This is a genomic window from Nitrosomonas sp. Is24, assembly GCF_033063335.1.
Classification (GTDB): Bacteria; Pseudomonadota; Gammaproteobacteria; order Burkholderiales; family Nitrosomonadaceae; genus Nitrosomonas.
Genome location: NZ_JAWJZG010000001.1, coordinates 2,000,161 through 2,014,001, shown reverse-complemented (window position 1 = coordinate 2,014,001; position 13,841 = coordinate 2,000,161). Strand labels below are relative to the sequence as shown.

Annotated in this window: 16 protein-coding genes and 1 pseudogene; 4 read left to right on the top strand and 13 right to left on the bottom strand. The window is 49.5% G+C overall.

The window, feature by feature from the left end; all coding sequences use genetic code 11:
• Positions 1 to 20 precede the first annotated feature (20 nt).
• The 7 genes from hisF to R2103_RS09230 form a co-directional block, all read right to left on the bottom strand.
• Complete coding sequence (hisF, locus tag R2103_RS09260; RefSeq protein WP_317531154.1) at positions 21 to 794, bottom strand: imidazole glycerol phosphate synthase subunit HisF; 774 nt, start codon at positions 792 to 794, stop codon at positions 21 to 23.
• A 71-nt stretch (positions 795 to 865) separates the two neighbouring features.
• Positions 866 to 1,621 carry a 1-(5-phosphoribosyl)-5-[(5-phosphoribosylamino)methylideneamino]imidazole-4-carboxamide isomerase gene (hisA, locus tag R2103_RS09255; protein WP_317531153.1) on the bottom strand — a complete coding sequence of 252 codons (756 nt, stop codon included), beginning with the start codon at positions 1,619 to 1,621 and terminating at the stop codon, positions 866 to 868.
• A 53-nt stretch (positions 1,622 to 1,674) separates the two neighbouring features.
• Positions 1,675 to 2,319 (bottom strand): imidazole glycerol phosphate synthase subunit HisH, encoded by a 645-nt coding sequence (hisH, locus tag R2103_RS09250; protein WP_317531152.1) that lies wholly within the window; start codon positions 2,317 to 2,319, stop codon positions 1,675 to 1,677.
• A gap of 26 nt (positions 2,320 to 2,345) precedes the next feature.
• Positions 2,346 to 2,933, bottom strand: a complete 588-nt coding sequence (hisB, locus tag R2103_RS09245) for an imidazoleglycerol-phosphate dehydratase HisB (RefSeq protein ID WP_317531151.1) — start codon at positions 2,931 to 2,933, stop codon at positions 2,346 to 2,348.
• A 43-nt stretch (positions 2,934 to 2,976) separates the two neighbouring features.
• A complete protein-coding gene (hisC, locus tag R2103_RS09240; RefSeq protein WP_317531150.1) occupies positions 2,977 to 4,062 on the bottom strand; it encodes a histidinol-phosphate transaminase in 1,086 nt (361 codons plus the stop codon).
• Positions 4,063 to 4,157: 95 nt separating this feature from the next.
• Positions 4,158 to 5,042 carry an HDOD domain-containing protein gene (locus tag R2103_RS09235; RefSeq protein ID WP_317531149.1) on the bottom strand — a complete coding sequence of 295 codons (885 nt, stop codon included), beginning with the start codon at positions 5,040 to 5,042 and terminating at the stop codon, positions 4,158 to 4,160.
• Positions 5,043 to 5,214: 172 nt separating this feature from the next.
• Positions 5,215 to 6,381 carry a class I SAM-dependent methyltransferase gene (locus tag R2103_RS09230; protein WP_317531148.1) on the bottom strand — a complete coding sequence of 389 codons (1,167 nt, stop codon included), beginning with the start codon at positions 6,379 to 6,381 and terminating at the stop codon, positions 5,215 to 5,217.
• 97 nt (positions 6,382 to 6,478) lie between these two features.
• Here R2103_RS09230 and R2103_RS09225 point away from each other — a divergent pair, with 97 nt between their 5' ends.
• Entirely contained in the window at positions 6,479 to 7,219 is a 741-nt protein-coding gene (locus R2103_RS09225) for a pteridine reductase (RefSeq protein WP_317531147.1), read from the top strand.
• Between the two features lie 24 nt (positions 7,220 to 7,243).
• Here R2103_RS09225 and R2103_RS09220 read toward each other — a convergent pair whose 3' ends face one another.
• Complete coding sequence (locus tag R2103_RS09220; RefSeq protein WP_317531146.1) at positions 7,244 to 7,582, bottom strand: YraN family protein; 339 nt, start codon at positions 7,580 to 7,582, stop codon at positions 7,244 to 7,246.
• Positions 7,569 to 8,708, bottom strand: coding sequence for a penicillin-binding protein activator (locus R2103_RS09215; protein ID WP_317531145.1), 1,140 nt, complete (start codon positions 8,706 to 8,708; stop codon positions 7,569 to 7,571). The genes R2103_RS09220 and R2103_RS09215 overlap by 14 nt, the downstream gene beginning before the upstream one ends.
• Before the next feature lie 10 nt (positions 8,709 to 8,718).
• Between R2103_RS09215 and rsmI the strand changes: the two genes are divergently transcribed.
• Complete coding sequence (gene rsmI, locus R2103_RS09210) at positions 8,719 to 9,576, top strand: 16S rRNA (cytidine(1402)-2'-O)-methyltransferase (RefSeq protein ID WP_317531144.1); 858 nt, start codon at positions 8,719 to 8,721, stop codon at positions 9,574 to 9,576.
• Between the two features lie 48 nt (positions 9,577 to 9,624).
• On the top strand, positions 9,625 to 10,665 hold the full coding sequence (gene pyrC, locus R2103_RS09205; RefSeq protein ID WP_317532079.1) for a dihydroorotase: 1,041 nt from the start codon (positions 9,625 to 9,627) through the stop codon (positions 10,663 to 10,665).
• Positions 10,666 to 10,702: 37 nt separating this feature from the next.
• Here pyrC and R2103_RS09200 read toward each other — a convergent pair whose 3' ends face one another.
• From R2103_RS09200 to R2103_RS09190, 3 genes are all read right to left on the bottom strand, one after another.
• On the bottom strand, positions 10,703 to 11,071 hold the full coding sequence (locus R2103_RS09200) for a DUF393 domain-containing protein (RefSeq protein WP_317531143.1): 369 nt from the start codon (positions 11,069 to 11,071) through the stop codon (positions 10,703 to 10,705).
• A 52-nt stretch (positions 11,072 to 11,123) separates the two neighbouring features.
• Positions 11,124 to 11,471: a hypothetical protein gene (locus tag R2103_RS09195; RefSeq protein WP_317531142.1), complete on the bottom strand. Its 348-nt coding sequence runs from the start codon at positions 11,469 to 11,471 to the stop codon at positions 11,124 to 11,126.
• Between the two features lie 565 nt (positions 11,472 to 12,036).
• The gene (locus R2103_RS09190; RefSeq protein WP_317531141.1) at positions 12,037 to 12,771 is read right to left on the bottom strand and encodes a PEP-CTERM sorting domain-containing protein; all 735 of its coding nucleotides are present in this window, start codon (positions 12,769 to 12,771) and stop codon (positions 12,037 to 12,039) included.
• Positions 12,772 to 12,868: 97 nt separating this feature from the next.
• Here R2103_RS09190 and R2103_RS09185 point away from each other — a divergent pair.
• Positions 12,869 to 13,045, top strand: a pseudogene (locus tag R2103_RS09185) (transposase); the annotation flags it as partial.
• Positions 13,046 to 13,377: 332 nt separating this feature from the next.
• Here the strand turns inward: R2103_RS09185 and R2103_RS09180 are convergent.
• Positions 13,378 to 13,836: a hypothetical protein gene (locus R2103_RS09180; protein ID WP_317531140.1), complete on the bottom strand. Its 459-nt coding sequence runs from the start codon at positions 13,834 to 13,836 to the stop codon at positions 13,378 to 13,380.
• Positions 13,837 to 13,841 lie beyond the last annotated feature (5 nt).

Sequence of the window (13,841 nt, the reverse complement as noted above, 5' to 3'; positions counted from 1 at the left end):
TTTCACCGGCGATTCTAACATTATAACCGCACTTCAATACCATGCTGCGCCATATACTGCTTGGCTTGCTGCACGGTAAATTCGCCATAGTGAAAGATACTGGCGGCCAATACGGCATCCGCATGTCCTTGCAGGATACCGTCGACCAGATGATCCAGATTGCCAACGCCGCCGCTGGCGATTACCGGGATATCGATGGCATCCGATATCGCGCGTGTCAAAGCGAGATCAAAACCATTCCGTGTGCCATCCCTGTCCATGCTGGTGAGTAAAATTTCACCGGCACCGAACGACTGCATTTTGATGGCCCATTCAATGGCATCGATACCGGTTGCCTTCCGGCCGCCGTGGGTGAAAACTTCCCAGCGCGGCGTGGCGCCGGGTGGATTGACTTGTTTGGCATCGATTGCCACCACAATACATTGCGAACCGTAATGATCGGATGCGTCGGCGACCAGCTGCGGATTCAGAACGGCCGAGGTATTGATACTGACTTTGTCGGCACCGGCATTGAGCAAGCGGCGGACATCCGCGACCTGGCGGACACCGCCGCCAACGGTCAACGGTATGAATACTTGTGTTGCTACAGCTTCAATGATGTGCAGAATCAGGTCGCGGTTATCCGAACTGGCGGTGATGTCGAGAAAAGTGAGTTCGTCCGCGCCTTGCTCATCGTAGCGGCGCGAGATTTCCACCGGATCTCCCGCGTCGCGCAGTTCAACGAAGTTTACACCCTTAACTACACGCCCGTTGGTTACGTCCAGGCATGGAATGATACGTTTAGCGAGGCTCATCAGATTTAAAAGCCGGTTGTGAAAATGAGAAGGAGATAATGTGTGCGGTAGTGACTGTCAGCGGGCCAGTATCAGGAGATGCCGTTATCTTTGCTGAGCTTGTCAGCCAGTACCTGCGCTTCCTTGAAATCCAGCGAACCTTCATAAATAGCGCGCCCGGTAATGGCGCCCATGATGCCTTCCGATTCGATTTCGCAAAGCTTGTGGATATCGCTGATGTTGGTGATGCCACCGCTGGCGATTACCGGTATGGTGAGCTGTCTGGCCAGTTCAACGGTCGCATGGATGTTGATGCCGTTCAGCATGCCGTCTCTGCCGATATCCGTGTAGATAACCGCCTCTACGCCATAGCTTTCAAATTTTTTCGCCAGATCGATGACATCATGTCCGGTGATCTTGGACCAACCGTCCACCGCCACTTTGCCTTCCTTGGCATCCAATCCGACCATGATCTGTCCTGGAAATGCATTGCAGGCATCCTGCAGGAATCCCGGTATTTTAATGGCTGCGGTACCGATAATGATGTAGGTGATGCCATCATCGAGATAACGTTCAATTGTGTCGAGATCGCGAATGCCGCCGCCCAATTGAATCGGAATCTGGTCACCCAGAGCGTCTACAATTTCACGGATCGCAGCTTCGTTTCTCGGTTTTCCGGCAAATGCACCGTTTAAGTCGACCAAATGAAGTCTACGCGCGCCTTGATTCAGCCAGTGCGCCGCCATTTCGCCGGGGTTCTCGGAAAACACCGTAGCGTCTTCCATAACCCCTTGTTTGAGCCGGACACAATGTCCATCTTTAAGATCTATTGCAGGAATAATCAGCATAGCTTAATCAGAGTTGATAGTTGATTAACAGAGTCAGTTTACTACTTTTGGTTTTAGAAGTGCGGTGTCCATTTGGCAAAGTTACTCAACAGGGTTAATCCTGCCAGTTGACTCTTTTCCGGATGGAACTGTACCGCGAAAATGTTATCTTTTGCAACGGCGCAAGTAAATGGGAAAGGATAATGGCTTTGTGCAGCGATCAATGCCGTATCGGGTGTTGCGACATAATAACTGTGCACGAAATAAAAGCGCGCATCCGCCGCAATGCCTTCCCATAAAGGATGTTTGACCGCCTGATATACTTGATTCCAGCCCATGTGCGGTACTTTCAGCTTCTGTCCATCCGCAGTTGTCATGGCTGAAGCCGGAAAACGCACGACTTTTCCGGGCAGGATGTTCAAGCCTTTGACATTTCCTTCCTCGCTTTCCTCGAACAGCATTTGCAAACCCAGACAGATGCCGAGAAAAGGTTTGTGCTTAGCGGCCTCAATGACGGCCTCGCGCAATCCGCGAGTTTCCAGCTCATCGATACAGTTACGCATGGCGCCTTGCCCGGGTACCACGACCCGACTGGCTTTGCGAACGATGTCAGGGTCGCTGGTGACCGTTGTTGAAACCGTTGGTGCCACATGTTCAAGTGCTTTATGAACGGAACGTAAATTTCCCATTCCATAATCAACAATTGCGATATCAGTCATACCGTGATGTATAGAAGCAAAGTGACTTACAAAGTACCTTTGGTGGATGGAATAATTCCGGCTGCCGCGGGATCGTGCTCGATCGCCATGCGCAAGGCACGCCCGAATGCTTTAAAGACGGTTTCGGCCTGGTGATGCGCATTTCTGCCGGATAAATTGTCGATATGCAGCGTCATCAAGGCATGATTCGTAAGGCCCTGGAAGAATTCATGAAACAGATCGACATCAAAATCGCCGATACGCGCGCGCGTGAAAGCGACATTGAAGACCAAGCCCGGACGGCCGGATAAATCGATGACCACACGCGATAATGCTTCATCCAATGGCACGTACGCATGCCCATAGCGGCGCAATCCTTTTTTATCGCCCACCGCTTTGGCAAATGCTTGGCCCAAAGTGATGCCGATATCTTCAACGGTATGATGGGCGTCGATATGCAAGTCGCCTTTCGCGGCAATGGCAAGATCGATCATGCCATGACGCGCGATCTGATCGAGCATATGGTCGAGAAACGCCACACCGGTTTCGAGTGTGGATTGACCGGTTCCGTCCAAATTCAGATTGACACTGATCTGGGTTTCCAACGTATTTCGTATGACTTGTGCCCGGCGCATAGATGATTAATCTTGGATGAATGCAAGGAAATTTGAAAGGATTCTAAACTGTTTCACTCAGAATGGTGCGTAATGCCGCGCAAAATTGTGAATTTTCATCGGGGGTACCCACTGTCACACGCAAGCAATTCTCTAATAAAGGATGAGTACCGTCCAGGTTTTTGATCAGTATATTATGTTGTTTGAGCGCCTGAAAAATCCGGCTGGCTGCATTGACACGAAACAAAATAAAGTTAGCATCGGACGGATATACTTCAACGCCGCGCATTGTACCAAGAAATGTGTTCATTTTCGTGCGTTCCGATTTGATGGCTTCGGCTTGCTGGGATAATACCGCAGTGTGATGCAATACCTTTTCGGCGATCAATTGCGTCATTATGCCAATATTATAAGGCAGACGCACCTTTTCTAGCTGTTTCAGCCATTCCGGCCGGCCAATCAGAAGCCCAAGCCGCAAACCGGCCAACCCCGATTTAGATAATGTTCGCATCAACAGCAAATTCGGATATTGACTAAGTTTATCGATAAAACTCGCGTCCGCAAAAGCATGATAAGCCTCATCGACGACGACAATGCCCGAAGTGGCTTGCAGGATGCGTTCAATCGCCGCGGGATCGAATAAATTGCCTGTCGGGTTATTCGGGTAAGCCAGGAAAATCACCGCCGGCCGATGTTGAGCAATCGCCACTAACATGGCATCCAGATCCAGCGAGAAATCTTTCTGTAGTGGTACTCCGGCATACTGAATATTCGCGAACGTGGCAATCATCCGGAACATCACAAATGCTGGTTCCACACTCATCAGCAGAGCACCAGGTTTGGCGACCGCCATGGCGATGATCTGAATGATTTCATCCGATCCGTTGCCCAGCAGAATATCCATGTCATCGGCAATGCCCAGAGCCTGACGTAACGTTGCTTTAAGCGGAGCGGCACTGGCATCGGGATAACGATTGACAGGCGCATTCAGCGTCAGTTGAGCGATTTCATCGCGGAGCGCAGACGGTAGCGGATAGGGATTTTCCATCGCATCCAGCTTGATCATGCCAGTTGCCGGAGGCACATGATAAGCGGATAACGCGAGAATTTCCGGACGGATAATGTCTTCTGGGTTGTAAAAATTAGGCATAGGCGCCTATTTTAACTCAATACAGGGTTTATAGTTCAAATTGTCACCGGGCATTTATTCACCGGCATTCAGCATTGATGGGTGGCGATGTCTTGTTATGCCGCCAAATCTTGCGCCAAGGTACGAAACTCGTTTTGACAGCCGCGTATTTTTTCTTGTACTGCTTTAGCTTGTATGGCATCGATTCCCAGGCATTCCATCAGTGAGAATGTATCGATATACGGGCAGCCGTCAGCTTGTGTTTGATCCTGCCGCAGGCGGTTAGCGATTGCGAGCAGTTTGACATAGGAGGCATGTTTACCCGAATAATCCGGAAAATTTTGCTCGGCAACTGCAACGGCTATTTCTTCCGGCAGATCCCACGCTTTGATCAGATACATGCCGATCGTGTCGTGGGTGATGCCGAAAACTTGCTGCTGCAATGTGCGGGCCTCCTGTTCCGGGTAGCGGGTAACCAAGTCGTTCAGATAAGCAAATTCTTTGGGATACAGGTGTCCGAACAATAAATATCCAAAATTGTGAAATAACCCGCTCAGATAAATCAGCTCGCAATTGACGAGATGCTTTTCTGTCATGATGTGACAAAGTTCGCGGCATAAGGCGGCGCATTCCAAGGTTTGATGCCAAATGCGGATACGGCCGAGTGCGCCGTGATTCGGTAGCTTGAGGCAACCGGATGAGACGATGCCCATGGCTAAATTAAGTGCAGCGTTAAAGCCGAGTACCAGCGATACGGCATGATGAACCGAATTGATCCGATTGCCGTAGCCGAAAATGGACATACGGGCATATTTCATAATAAAAGCTGCCAGACTGGGATCTTTCTCAATGACTCCCGCCAGCTGCTCCAGATTGGCTTCCGGATTGTTGCGTAACTTGAATAGTTCACGCGCAGTCTCCGGTAGCGGAGGAATTTGCCCGGCTTGCTGCAGGATACTGCGGAAGTTCTGGCTGAATTCCAGTTTGTTAATAATCAACATTGACTCGGTCTCTAAATTTTAGTTGGCAGTATTACTAACTGCTCAATTCATATTGCGCGCTTGGTATGACAAGGGACTACTAGCAGAACTACAGTGATTGCATGACAGTGAGGAAAATTTATCCGCTAGGTGAATCGGCAGGTTTCTTGTCTTCTTTACCGGAATCGCATTGTTATAATCGACGGCTCATATCGCCAGTACTAAATCCGCTCAGCGGCGCAAAAAAGTTTTTTCCAAAAGCGATCACTTTAAATAGCTCGCCCATTTCAGCCGGACTGACCAATTTCTGCACTTGACTCGATTGCGGCAAGTAATGGCTAGTATCTTCCGCGGAAGTCTGAGCAAGAATCCCAGTGATGCCGCAGTTGAGCAGAAAATAGGCTTGTGTTGTGTAGCCCAGAAGGGCCAGTCCGCCACTTTGTCCGGCCTGGGTGATGGCGCTGAAATCGACGTGGCTGGTGATATCTTGTAGTCCGGGCAGATAAAACGGGTCGTCATGCGCATGATGGCGGTAATGGCACATCAGCGTACCCTGGCTGCGTTGCGGGTGATAATATTCGCTGCGGCCAAAGCCATAGTCGATGAGCAATATGACCCCTTGTTGCAGCGTGCTTGCCAGGCTGCGCATGAAATGAACGGCGGCAAGATTGATTTCGCTGACGAAATCGATGGGTTGATTGGCCGGATTGATTGCGGGAGTTAGCTGCTGGGCGGTTGTCAGAAGCTCTTGATCTTGAATCGCACGATCTTGCCAGGCGAATTGATCGTTTTGCCAAGTAACACCGCGTTCCAGCACGGTATCGGCATGCCATCTGACGATGTGAACCGGCATTGCATCCAGCACTTCATTGGCGAGCACGACGCCGGTGAATTGACCGGGCAACTGTTCCAGCCACTCGATTCGATCCGCAAGATGAGGTATTTCTTGCATAAGGTGTGATTGTTGCCGCTCACGCAGATCGGCGCTGACTTCAAGAATGAAATATTTCTCCGGCAACGCAGCGGATTTTTCCAGTTCCAGCAAGATATCCCGCGCCAATTTGCCTGAGCCGGCGCCAAATTCAAGAATATTAAATTGGGCAAGGTGCTGTGAAATCTGCCATAGCTGTTGCGCCAGTGTGCGGCCGAATAGCGGAGAAATTTCCGGTGCCGTGACGAAGTCTCCTGCACTGCCCAGTTTGGTTGCGCCACTGCTGTAGTAACCCAGTCCTGGTGCATACAATGCAAGATTCATATAATCTTCAAAAGAAATCCAATGATGGATTGCAAGAATCTTTTCCCGGATCATCGCTTGTACCGATCGGCTATGTGCTAAAGCAATTTCACTGGGAGGTAGCATGTTTATGATCAATAATATAGGAAATAAAGTTAGAGTGGATTGTAAAGTTTATTCGTAAAATGGGCCATAGTGTATCAGTTCTTTGAAGGAGACGTACGTGCAAGGAAATGTGATTTTGGTGACTGGTGGTGCAAAGCGGGTAGGGGCGGCCATTTGCCGTCGGTTGCATGCGCAAGGCGCGCGGCTGGTTGTGCATTACCGCTCTTCATTCGACGAAGCTAAAGCGCTGCACGACGAATTGAATCAAGAACGCTCTGATTCCGTGGCTCTGGTAAAGGCGGATTTGCTCGATACGGAATTATTGCCGGACTTGGTGGAAAAAGCAGTCAGCCGTTTTGGCCAATTGGATGTATTGATTAACAACGCTTCGAGTTTTTTCCCGACCCTGCTGCAGCAGTGTACGCTGGACGATTGGCGCGATCTGGTCGGCAGCAATCTCCAAGCGCCGCTTTTTCTGGCTCAGGCGGCCGCACCCTACCTAAAGGAGCGGCACGGCTGCATCGTGAATATCGTCGACATCCATACCGAACGGCCATTAAAGAACTACGTGATCTATAACGCCGCCAAAGGCGGATTGTTATCGCTGACCAAATCGCTGGCGGTGGAAATGGCGCCCGAAGTGCGTGTCAATGGTGTTTCTCCAGGACCCATTCTGTGGCCGGAAGACGGCGAATGGACCGATGAAGCGGAACGGAATCAAATTATTGCCAGCACCTTACTTAAACGTTGCGGTGAACCGGATGATATCGCCAAAACCGTACAGTTTTTGATTACCGATGCGCCTTATATCACCGGGCAGATCATTGCGGTGGATGGCGGGCGGAGTATTCATTTATGAAGAGTGTTCATTCAGATTGAATGGTTACTCCCCAAACGCATCCTTAATCCACTCAATTTCTCGTCCACCAGTACCCGATAACAGCAGCGCATCGAAGCGGCAGGGCGGTTCGCTATTGAGTTGGGATAGATAATGCCGGGCGGTATGCAGTAATTTGGCTTGTTTCGCCGGTGTGATGCTGGCGGCGGCGCCGCCGAATGATTCGTTTGCACGCATGCGGACTTCGACAAAAACCAGGGTTGCGCCGTCGCGCATGATCAAATCGATCTCACCGAAACGGCAACGGTAGTTTTGTGCCACGAGCACGAGGTTTTGCCGTTGCAGGTACGATAGCGCTATCTGTTCGGCGTCACTGCCCTTCATCTTCGGGCGAATTCTGGGGTGTTTCCGGCGTATTCGATGGTATTGTAATCAATCGTACTTTGCCGTTGTCGAATTGCGCCGCTACAGGTTCGCGGGTAAATAAGTTGGGCGGCGCGAAACGGATATTGCCGGTGACACCATCAAAAGTGATTTCTTTGGCGGATTGCTGTTGCAGCAGATTGGTCATCAAACGGAAAGCATCAATCCCCAGCGCGTAGAGACGTTCCATCTCGGTGCTCCTGGTTTTGCCGGTGTGACGATACGCCATGACGGCAGGGTGATCGGGTTGCAGTAACCACGGCATATCGAGAAACTGAATGCCATTTAAATCGCTAGCGAGCAGGAAGTTATCGGTTCCGGTAAAAATCTGTGAGGTGGCATACACCGGCGCTTCCGGATCGAGATAAGCGCGCAGGATGCGTGACTTGGCGGCATCCAGGGCCAGAAAAGCCAGCCGGTCAGTACCGGTTGTCAATTCGCGCAGTTGTTGCAATATCAACGGATTCTCGCTATAGCGCAGCGATTCAAGGGTTTTGCCATATTCATCCTGCCAGCGCTGTTTAAAGGCATTTTGCAGGCGTTTCGACAGAGCACTGTCGTCGCCGATGATAACGGCATGACTTCTGCCGCTTGCGAGCGCCAGTTTTGCGATTTGAGCGGCTTCGGTATCCGTTTGCAAACCGAATAGGTATAGTTTGGCGGGCAGGGTCTGATGGTTATCGGCCGTGTTGAGTGTCAATGTCGGTACTGCTAGTGTTTGATTGGAAGCGATGGCGGATACACCGTCGCGCGTCAACGGACCGACTACAAACGCCGCGCCGGAAGTCACGGCGTGATAATAACTCATCACGATATCGAGCGGATCGTCACTGGTCGGGTACAGACGGATTGTCAGCGGCAACGATTGTCCGCGCTGCGCGGCAGCTTCAAATCCTTCTTTGACCACATTTGCCGCTTCTGCAAACGCCGCGGATTCAAGCGGAAGCAGTAGTGCAATATGTGCAACGATCAACGGCCCGGGTACAATTTCCGGCTGCGGGGATTCTTCCGCGCCGGTGGCCATGGCTGGCGGGTTGCCGTATAGTGCCAGGAGTAATACCGCGAGAATCGTCAATAAACGTGGCATAGTGAGGATTATGCTGGAAAAAAGTGCATTATATGTGGTTGCAACCCCAATAGGAAATTTAAGCGATATCAGCTTGCGCGCGCTGGATGTATTAGCAAAAGCCGACGTAATCGCCGCCGAGCATGTGCAGAATTCCAAACATTTATTGGCGGCGCATGCCATTACGGCGAAATTGATCGCGTTGCATCAACATAACGAGGCGGCAGTCGCGGGCAAAATAGTCACTTTGCTGGAATCCGGGAAAAGCGTTGCTTTGATAACCGATGCAGGCACGCCCGGCATTTCCGATCCCGGCGCGATTGTCGTGCAGCGCGTGCGGGAAAGCGGCTACCGGGTTGTTCCGGTTCCCGGGGCGAATGCAGCAATCTGCGCCTTATCCGCAGCTGGCATCACGAATCCACATTTTTTGTTCTATGGTTTCCTGCCAACAAAAAGCGGGTTGCGCAAACGTGAGTTGATGGCATTAAAATCGCATCCCTATACATTGATATTTTATGAAGCGCCGCATCGGATTCTGGAATGCATTACGGATATGATCGATATTTTCGGCGTGCAGCGCGGGATCACTCTGGCGCGGGAATTAACCAAATTATTCGAGACCATTCATAGCGGAACATTAGTCGACGTGTTGTCTTGGTTGCAAGCGGATTCGAACCAGCAGAAAGGCGAATTTGTATTACTGTTATCCGGGGCGGAAATTGTGGATAAATCCGAGATCAGCGAGGAGGCTCGGCATACATTAATCTCTTTGCTGGCTGAATTACCATTGAAACAAGCGGTTAAACTGGCTACAGCGATTACCGGCGCGAACAAAAACACGCTGTATCAATTGGCGCTGGATTTAAAAGCAGGGGGAGATTCCGGATAGCATGGATGCTTGCGCTATAATGCGGCTATTTAACCCATTTGCGGATAAATCTTGACCAGCATTACCATTACCCGGCCTGACGATTGGCATTTGCATTTGCGCGATGGCGAACAGTTGCACGCCGTGTTGCCACATACCGCCAAGCAGTTTGCGCGCGCCATCATCATGCCCAACCTGAAACCGCCGGTGGTGACAGTCGAAATGGCGCTGGCGTATCGCACCCGGATCCTGGCGGCTTTGCCGGTAGCTTTGCAGAATTATTTTGAACCGTTGATGACTTTGTATTTGACGGACAATACCCCGCCGTCGGAAATCATCCGGGCTAAGGAAGGCGGCATAATACACGGCGTGAAATTATACCCGGCGGGTGCTACAACCAATTCGGATGCCGGTGTCACCGATATCGCCAAATGCTATGCCACGCTGGCGGCGATGGAACAGAATAATCTGCCGTTGCTGGTGCACGGCGAGGTGACGGATGCCGATGTGGATGTGTTTGATCGCGAAAAAGTTTTTATCGATCGGATACTGGCGCCGCTGACACGTCGTTTCTCAGACTTGCGCATCGTATTTGAGCATGTCACCACGCGCGATGCGGTGCAGTTTGTAACGGCAGCATCTCAGCGGATTGCTGCGACAATCACGGCGCATCACCTGTTATTGAATCGTAATGCGCTGTTTCAAGGCGGTATCCGTCCACATCATTATTGCCTGCCGGTGTTAAAACGTGAAATACACCGGCAAGCTTTGCTGGATGCGGCGACCGGCGGAAATCCTAAATTCTTTCTCGGGACCGATAGTGCGCCGCATGGGCAAACAAGTAAAGAAAATGCCTGCGGCTGCGCAGGAATCTTTACAGCGCATGCGGCCATCGAGTTATATGCGACAGCCTTTGAACAGGCGGGAGCGCTGAATAAACTGGAAGCGTTTGCCAGTTTCCATGGCGCGGATTTTTATCAACTGCCGCGCAATAAAGATTCGATTACACTGAAGAAAGAAAGCTGGATTGTCCCGGAGCAGTTTGATTTTGCCGGAGAGCAATTAATACCGCTCTATGCGGGTAATCCTGTGAATTGGAAATTGGTGTAAAGCCGGGAAATTCTTGCAAAAACGTGGGCGCAGAGAATTACCAATGTTTTAATACCCGGTTCCAGCAGTAAAGCAATTTGGCAAAGCCATTGTAGGCGAGTCGTGCCAGTGATCCGATGACCGGCAATTGCAGCAAGTTTGCCAGCCAACGCTGATTCGGAGTCTGCTGCCAAAGATAGATAAATGCATCGATACCGATATGCAACCGGCCACCATCGTCTTTTACGTGTAATCGTTCGCGCACCTGTTCCAACGGATTGCCCGTTTCTGACACCGTGGCCGGGTTGTTGTGTACATCCACCCAGTCAATGCCCTTGATCCCGCACTGTTGCATGCGCTGGCATTGATCTTTTATGCCTGCATTGCAAACAGGGCAAGCACTGTTGTAATACACTTTAATCGGCATTCCGGAGTTTGTTTCTATTTAAAAATCTATTGAGAATCAATTTTTTGCGTGCTTAGTGCAATTCTGGATGTTGATTGATGCTTGTGCGTAAGTTTTTTTGTCTGCTCTCATTTCTTTTATGCCCCAATAATTTATGGGAGCAATATACGCCTAAGCCCAGCGCTATGATAGTCAAAAGCAGCGGAATAGGTGTCGGTATTTCCAGATACCAGCGCCACCACTCCAGCCCCGCAAATATCAGGAAAATCGATGGCGCGATGATCAAAGGCAACACATCATTGTCGAGCATCCTGTGGATTTTTTCTTGCACGAAGCGGCTCGCATTGTTAAGAAAACTGTCTGTTTGAGGTGAATACATTTTTGTTTTGGGTTTAGTGACTTTTAGGCGTAATTTTGGCATAGGAATAATTCGTCAGTGTTTGATTGTGAATGTGGATTAATTGAACGAAGTCGGATCAAATTCCTGATCTTAATCTCTCAGCACTTATCGGAAGCGGACGCCAAAAGTTTATAGTTTGATAGAATGTAGTGCTGGATTCATACCGTGATAATTGTGATGAAGATTGCTCGTCAGCGCGATATATCAATCCAATCTGGTATTTTCTGATGTAACGATAGTGGATGGATTGCTGTCGAGAATGTACGTAAATCCTGTGAAACTGCGACAAAAGCGGATATTCTGGTGTCGATGGGATGAAGCTGATAAATCGGACTTCCCAGCGAGATTGGATCAGTGCTTCGGAAGCATGCCGCTGGTGTAGGTGATGCCGGATACCAATAGTTAAACGAAAACTGCCCGGTAAAATCGGGCAGTTATTTTAGGGAAGCGCTGATTAATTTAACGAACGTGATGAAGGGCGAGGCGCACGGAACGCAACAACCGAGACATATCAATCTGATAGGCGAGGGAGTGAGTACCGCGCAACGAAGCAATTCGCTCGTGCAGTCAATTAATCAGCGCTTCCTTAGGTGGTTTGATTTCTGCGGTGTATGGCTAATCCCAGCAATCCTAGACCGGCTAATAGCATCGCGTAAGTCTCAGGCTCAGGAACCGCACTGGTAAATGAGATATCGACGTTTATGCCATCTAAAGATCCAAAAGATTGTCCGGCGCTTTTTGTGAAGGCGAATGAAAGTGTATCTCCGGCAACAACGGCCAAATCATCACCGCTGATATGCCATGGATTGGTTCTGTCGCCATAAGAAGCGTTTGATATTGTGGCCGAACCCAGGAAAGATCCACCCAACGATATAGAAGCATCATTTGAGCGATTTACAATCGAATGGGCGTACCAAATATCACTGGTGAAATCGACTATGCCGTCACTGGGTGCAGTCCATACTACAAATAATGGATCTCCGCTGTTGGGGCTATGAATGATTACATCCCCAGCTAAGAAATCGGTATCGGTTTGACCTGCGCTACTACCGCTCACTGCGGTTTTAATGACGTCAGGTGTGTCGGTATTCAAATTAGGCCCGGTGCTGAAATAGCCTGCAGTAGTCGCAGGATAAAGCGGGTTGCCATTGTTCAAGGGTATTTGAGACGCCAGCAGTGTCGTCCCTTGTAAGAAAGACCAAGCTCCGTTTGGATTATTTGTGTTGCTGAAGTCACTGGATAAATTATAACTTGTTGCTGCAGAAGCAAGCATCGGTGATGCCAGCAAGGCGCCAATTATATATTTTTGAATTTTTTTCATTGTTGTCTCCAACTGTATGAGGATAAATCTCAAAGTGTTTCGCGAAATACACTTAAGTGCTTAAAAATAAAACAATCCATTTTTAAGTGGTAACCGTAACCGGAAGCATTCCTTGATCCGGGCGCGGGTATAACATGTATTCCGGGTGATCAAGCGGCAGTTTGGATTCACCCGGACTCGCTACCGTGGGCTGATGAAGAATGCCGTTCAGGTGAACATGTTGATGGGCCTGGTCAACCTGTACCCGCTGCGCAGGCAGTTGATGATCGCTTGAGGGAAAAGTCCGTCCATCATACCCCGGCGGCGGATAATGACGCACAAACAGGGGAAATCCGGCTACAAAACACCTCTGAAAAATGAATTGCCGGGAATTCGTGTTCAAGAAACTGGCAGGATTACCGGAAAATCTGAAAATCGCTAATTGTTCAGCGCTTCCCTAATGGAAGAAGTCATATAAAGAGGTTTTTCGGGCATACACTTCTGCTTCTGGATGATTAACTTACGTACTACAATCTATAGTCACTCATCTCCTGGACTGGAACTTGTGTCGCTACGATAAATTGTACGGCAGAAGGCATATTTCTATGCGGGGAAACATAGATTTATCTAATCGTTTAGTTTTCCTTCCGTGACATTAAGCGATCCCGGACTAATTGATTTTATTAATTTACCAGGTACTCCACCAATCACGCTATTTTCTGCCACATCCGAAATGACCACAGCGTTGGCGCCAATAATAGTGTTACATCCAATTGTAATGGCTCCTAGTATTCTAGCGCCCGGGCCAATCCAAACATCGTTTCCTATTTTTGGTACTCCGCACCCAAAGTTGCCTCCTATTGTGACACCCTGACCAATCAGTACTCGATCACCGATAAGGCAATCGGGATGTAATACTACACCAATTCCGCCATGTGCAAACCAAGACCCTTGTCCAATTCTACATTTTGGAGGGATTACACTGTTATAGAGCAGGAACATAAGTAAGCGCAGCAGACCGGGAAGTAGTGGTATGTGTTTGCAGTGCAGATAATGTGCGATACGATATAGATGAATCGCATTCATAACTA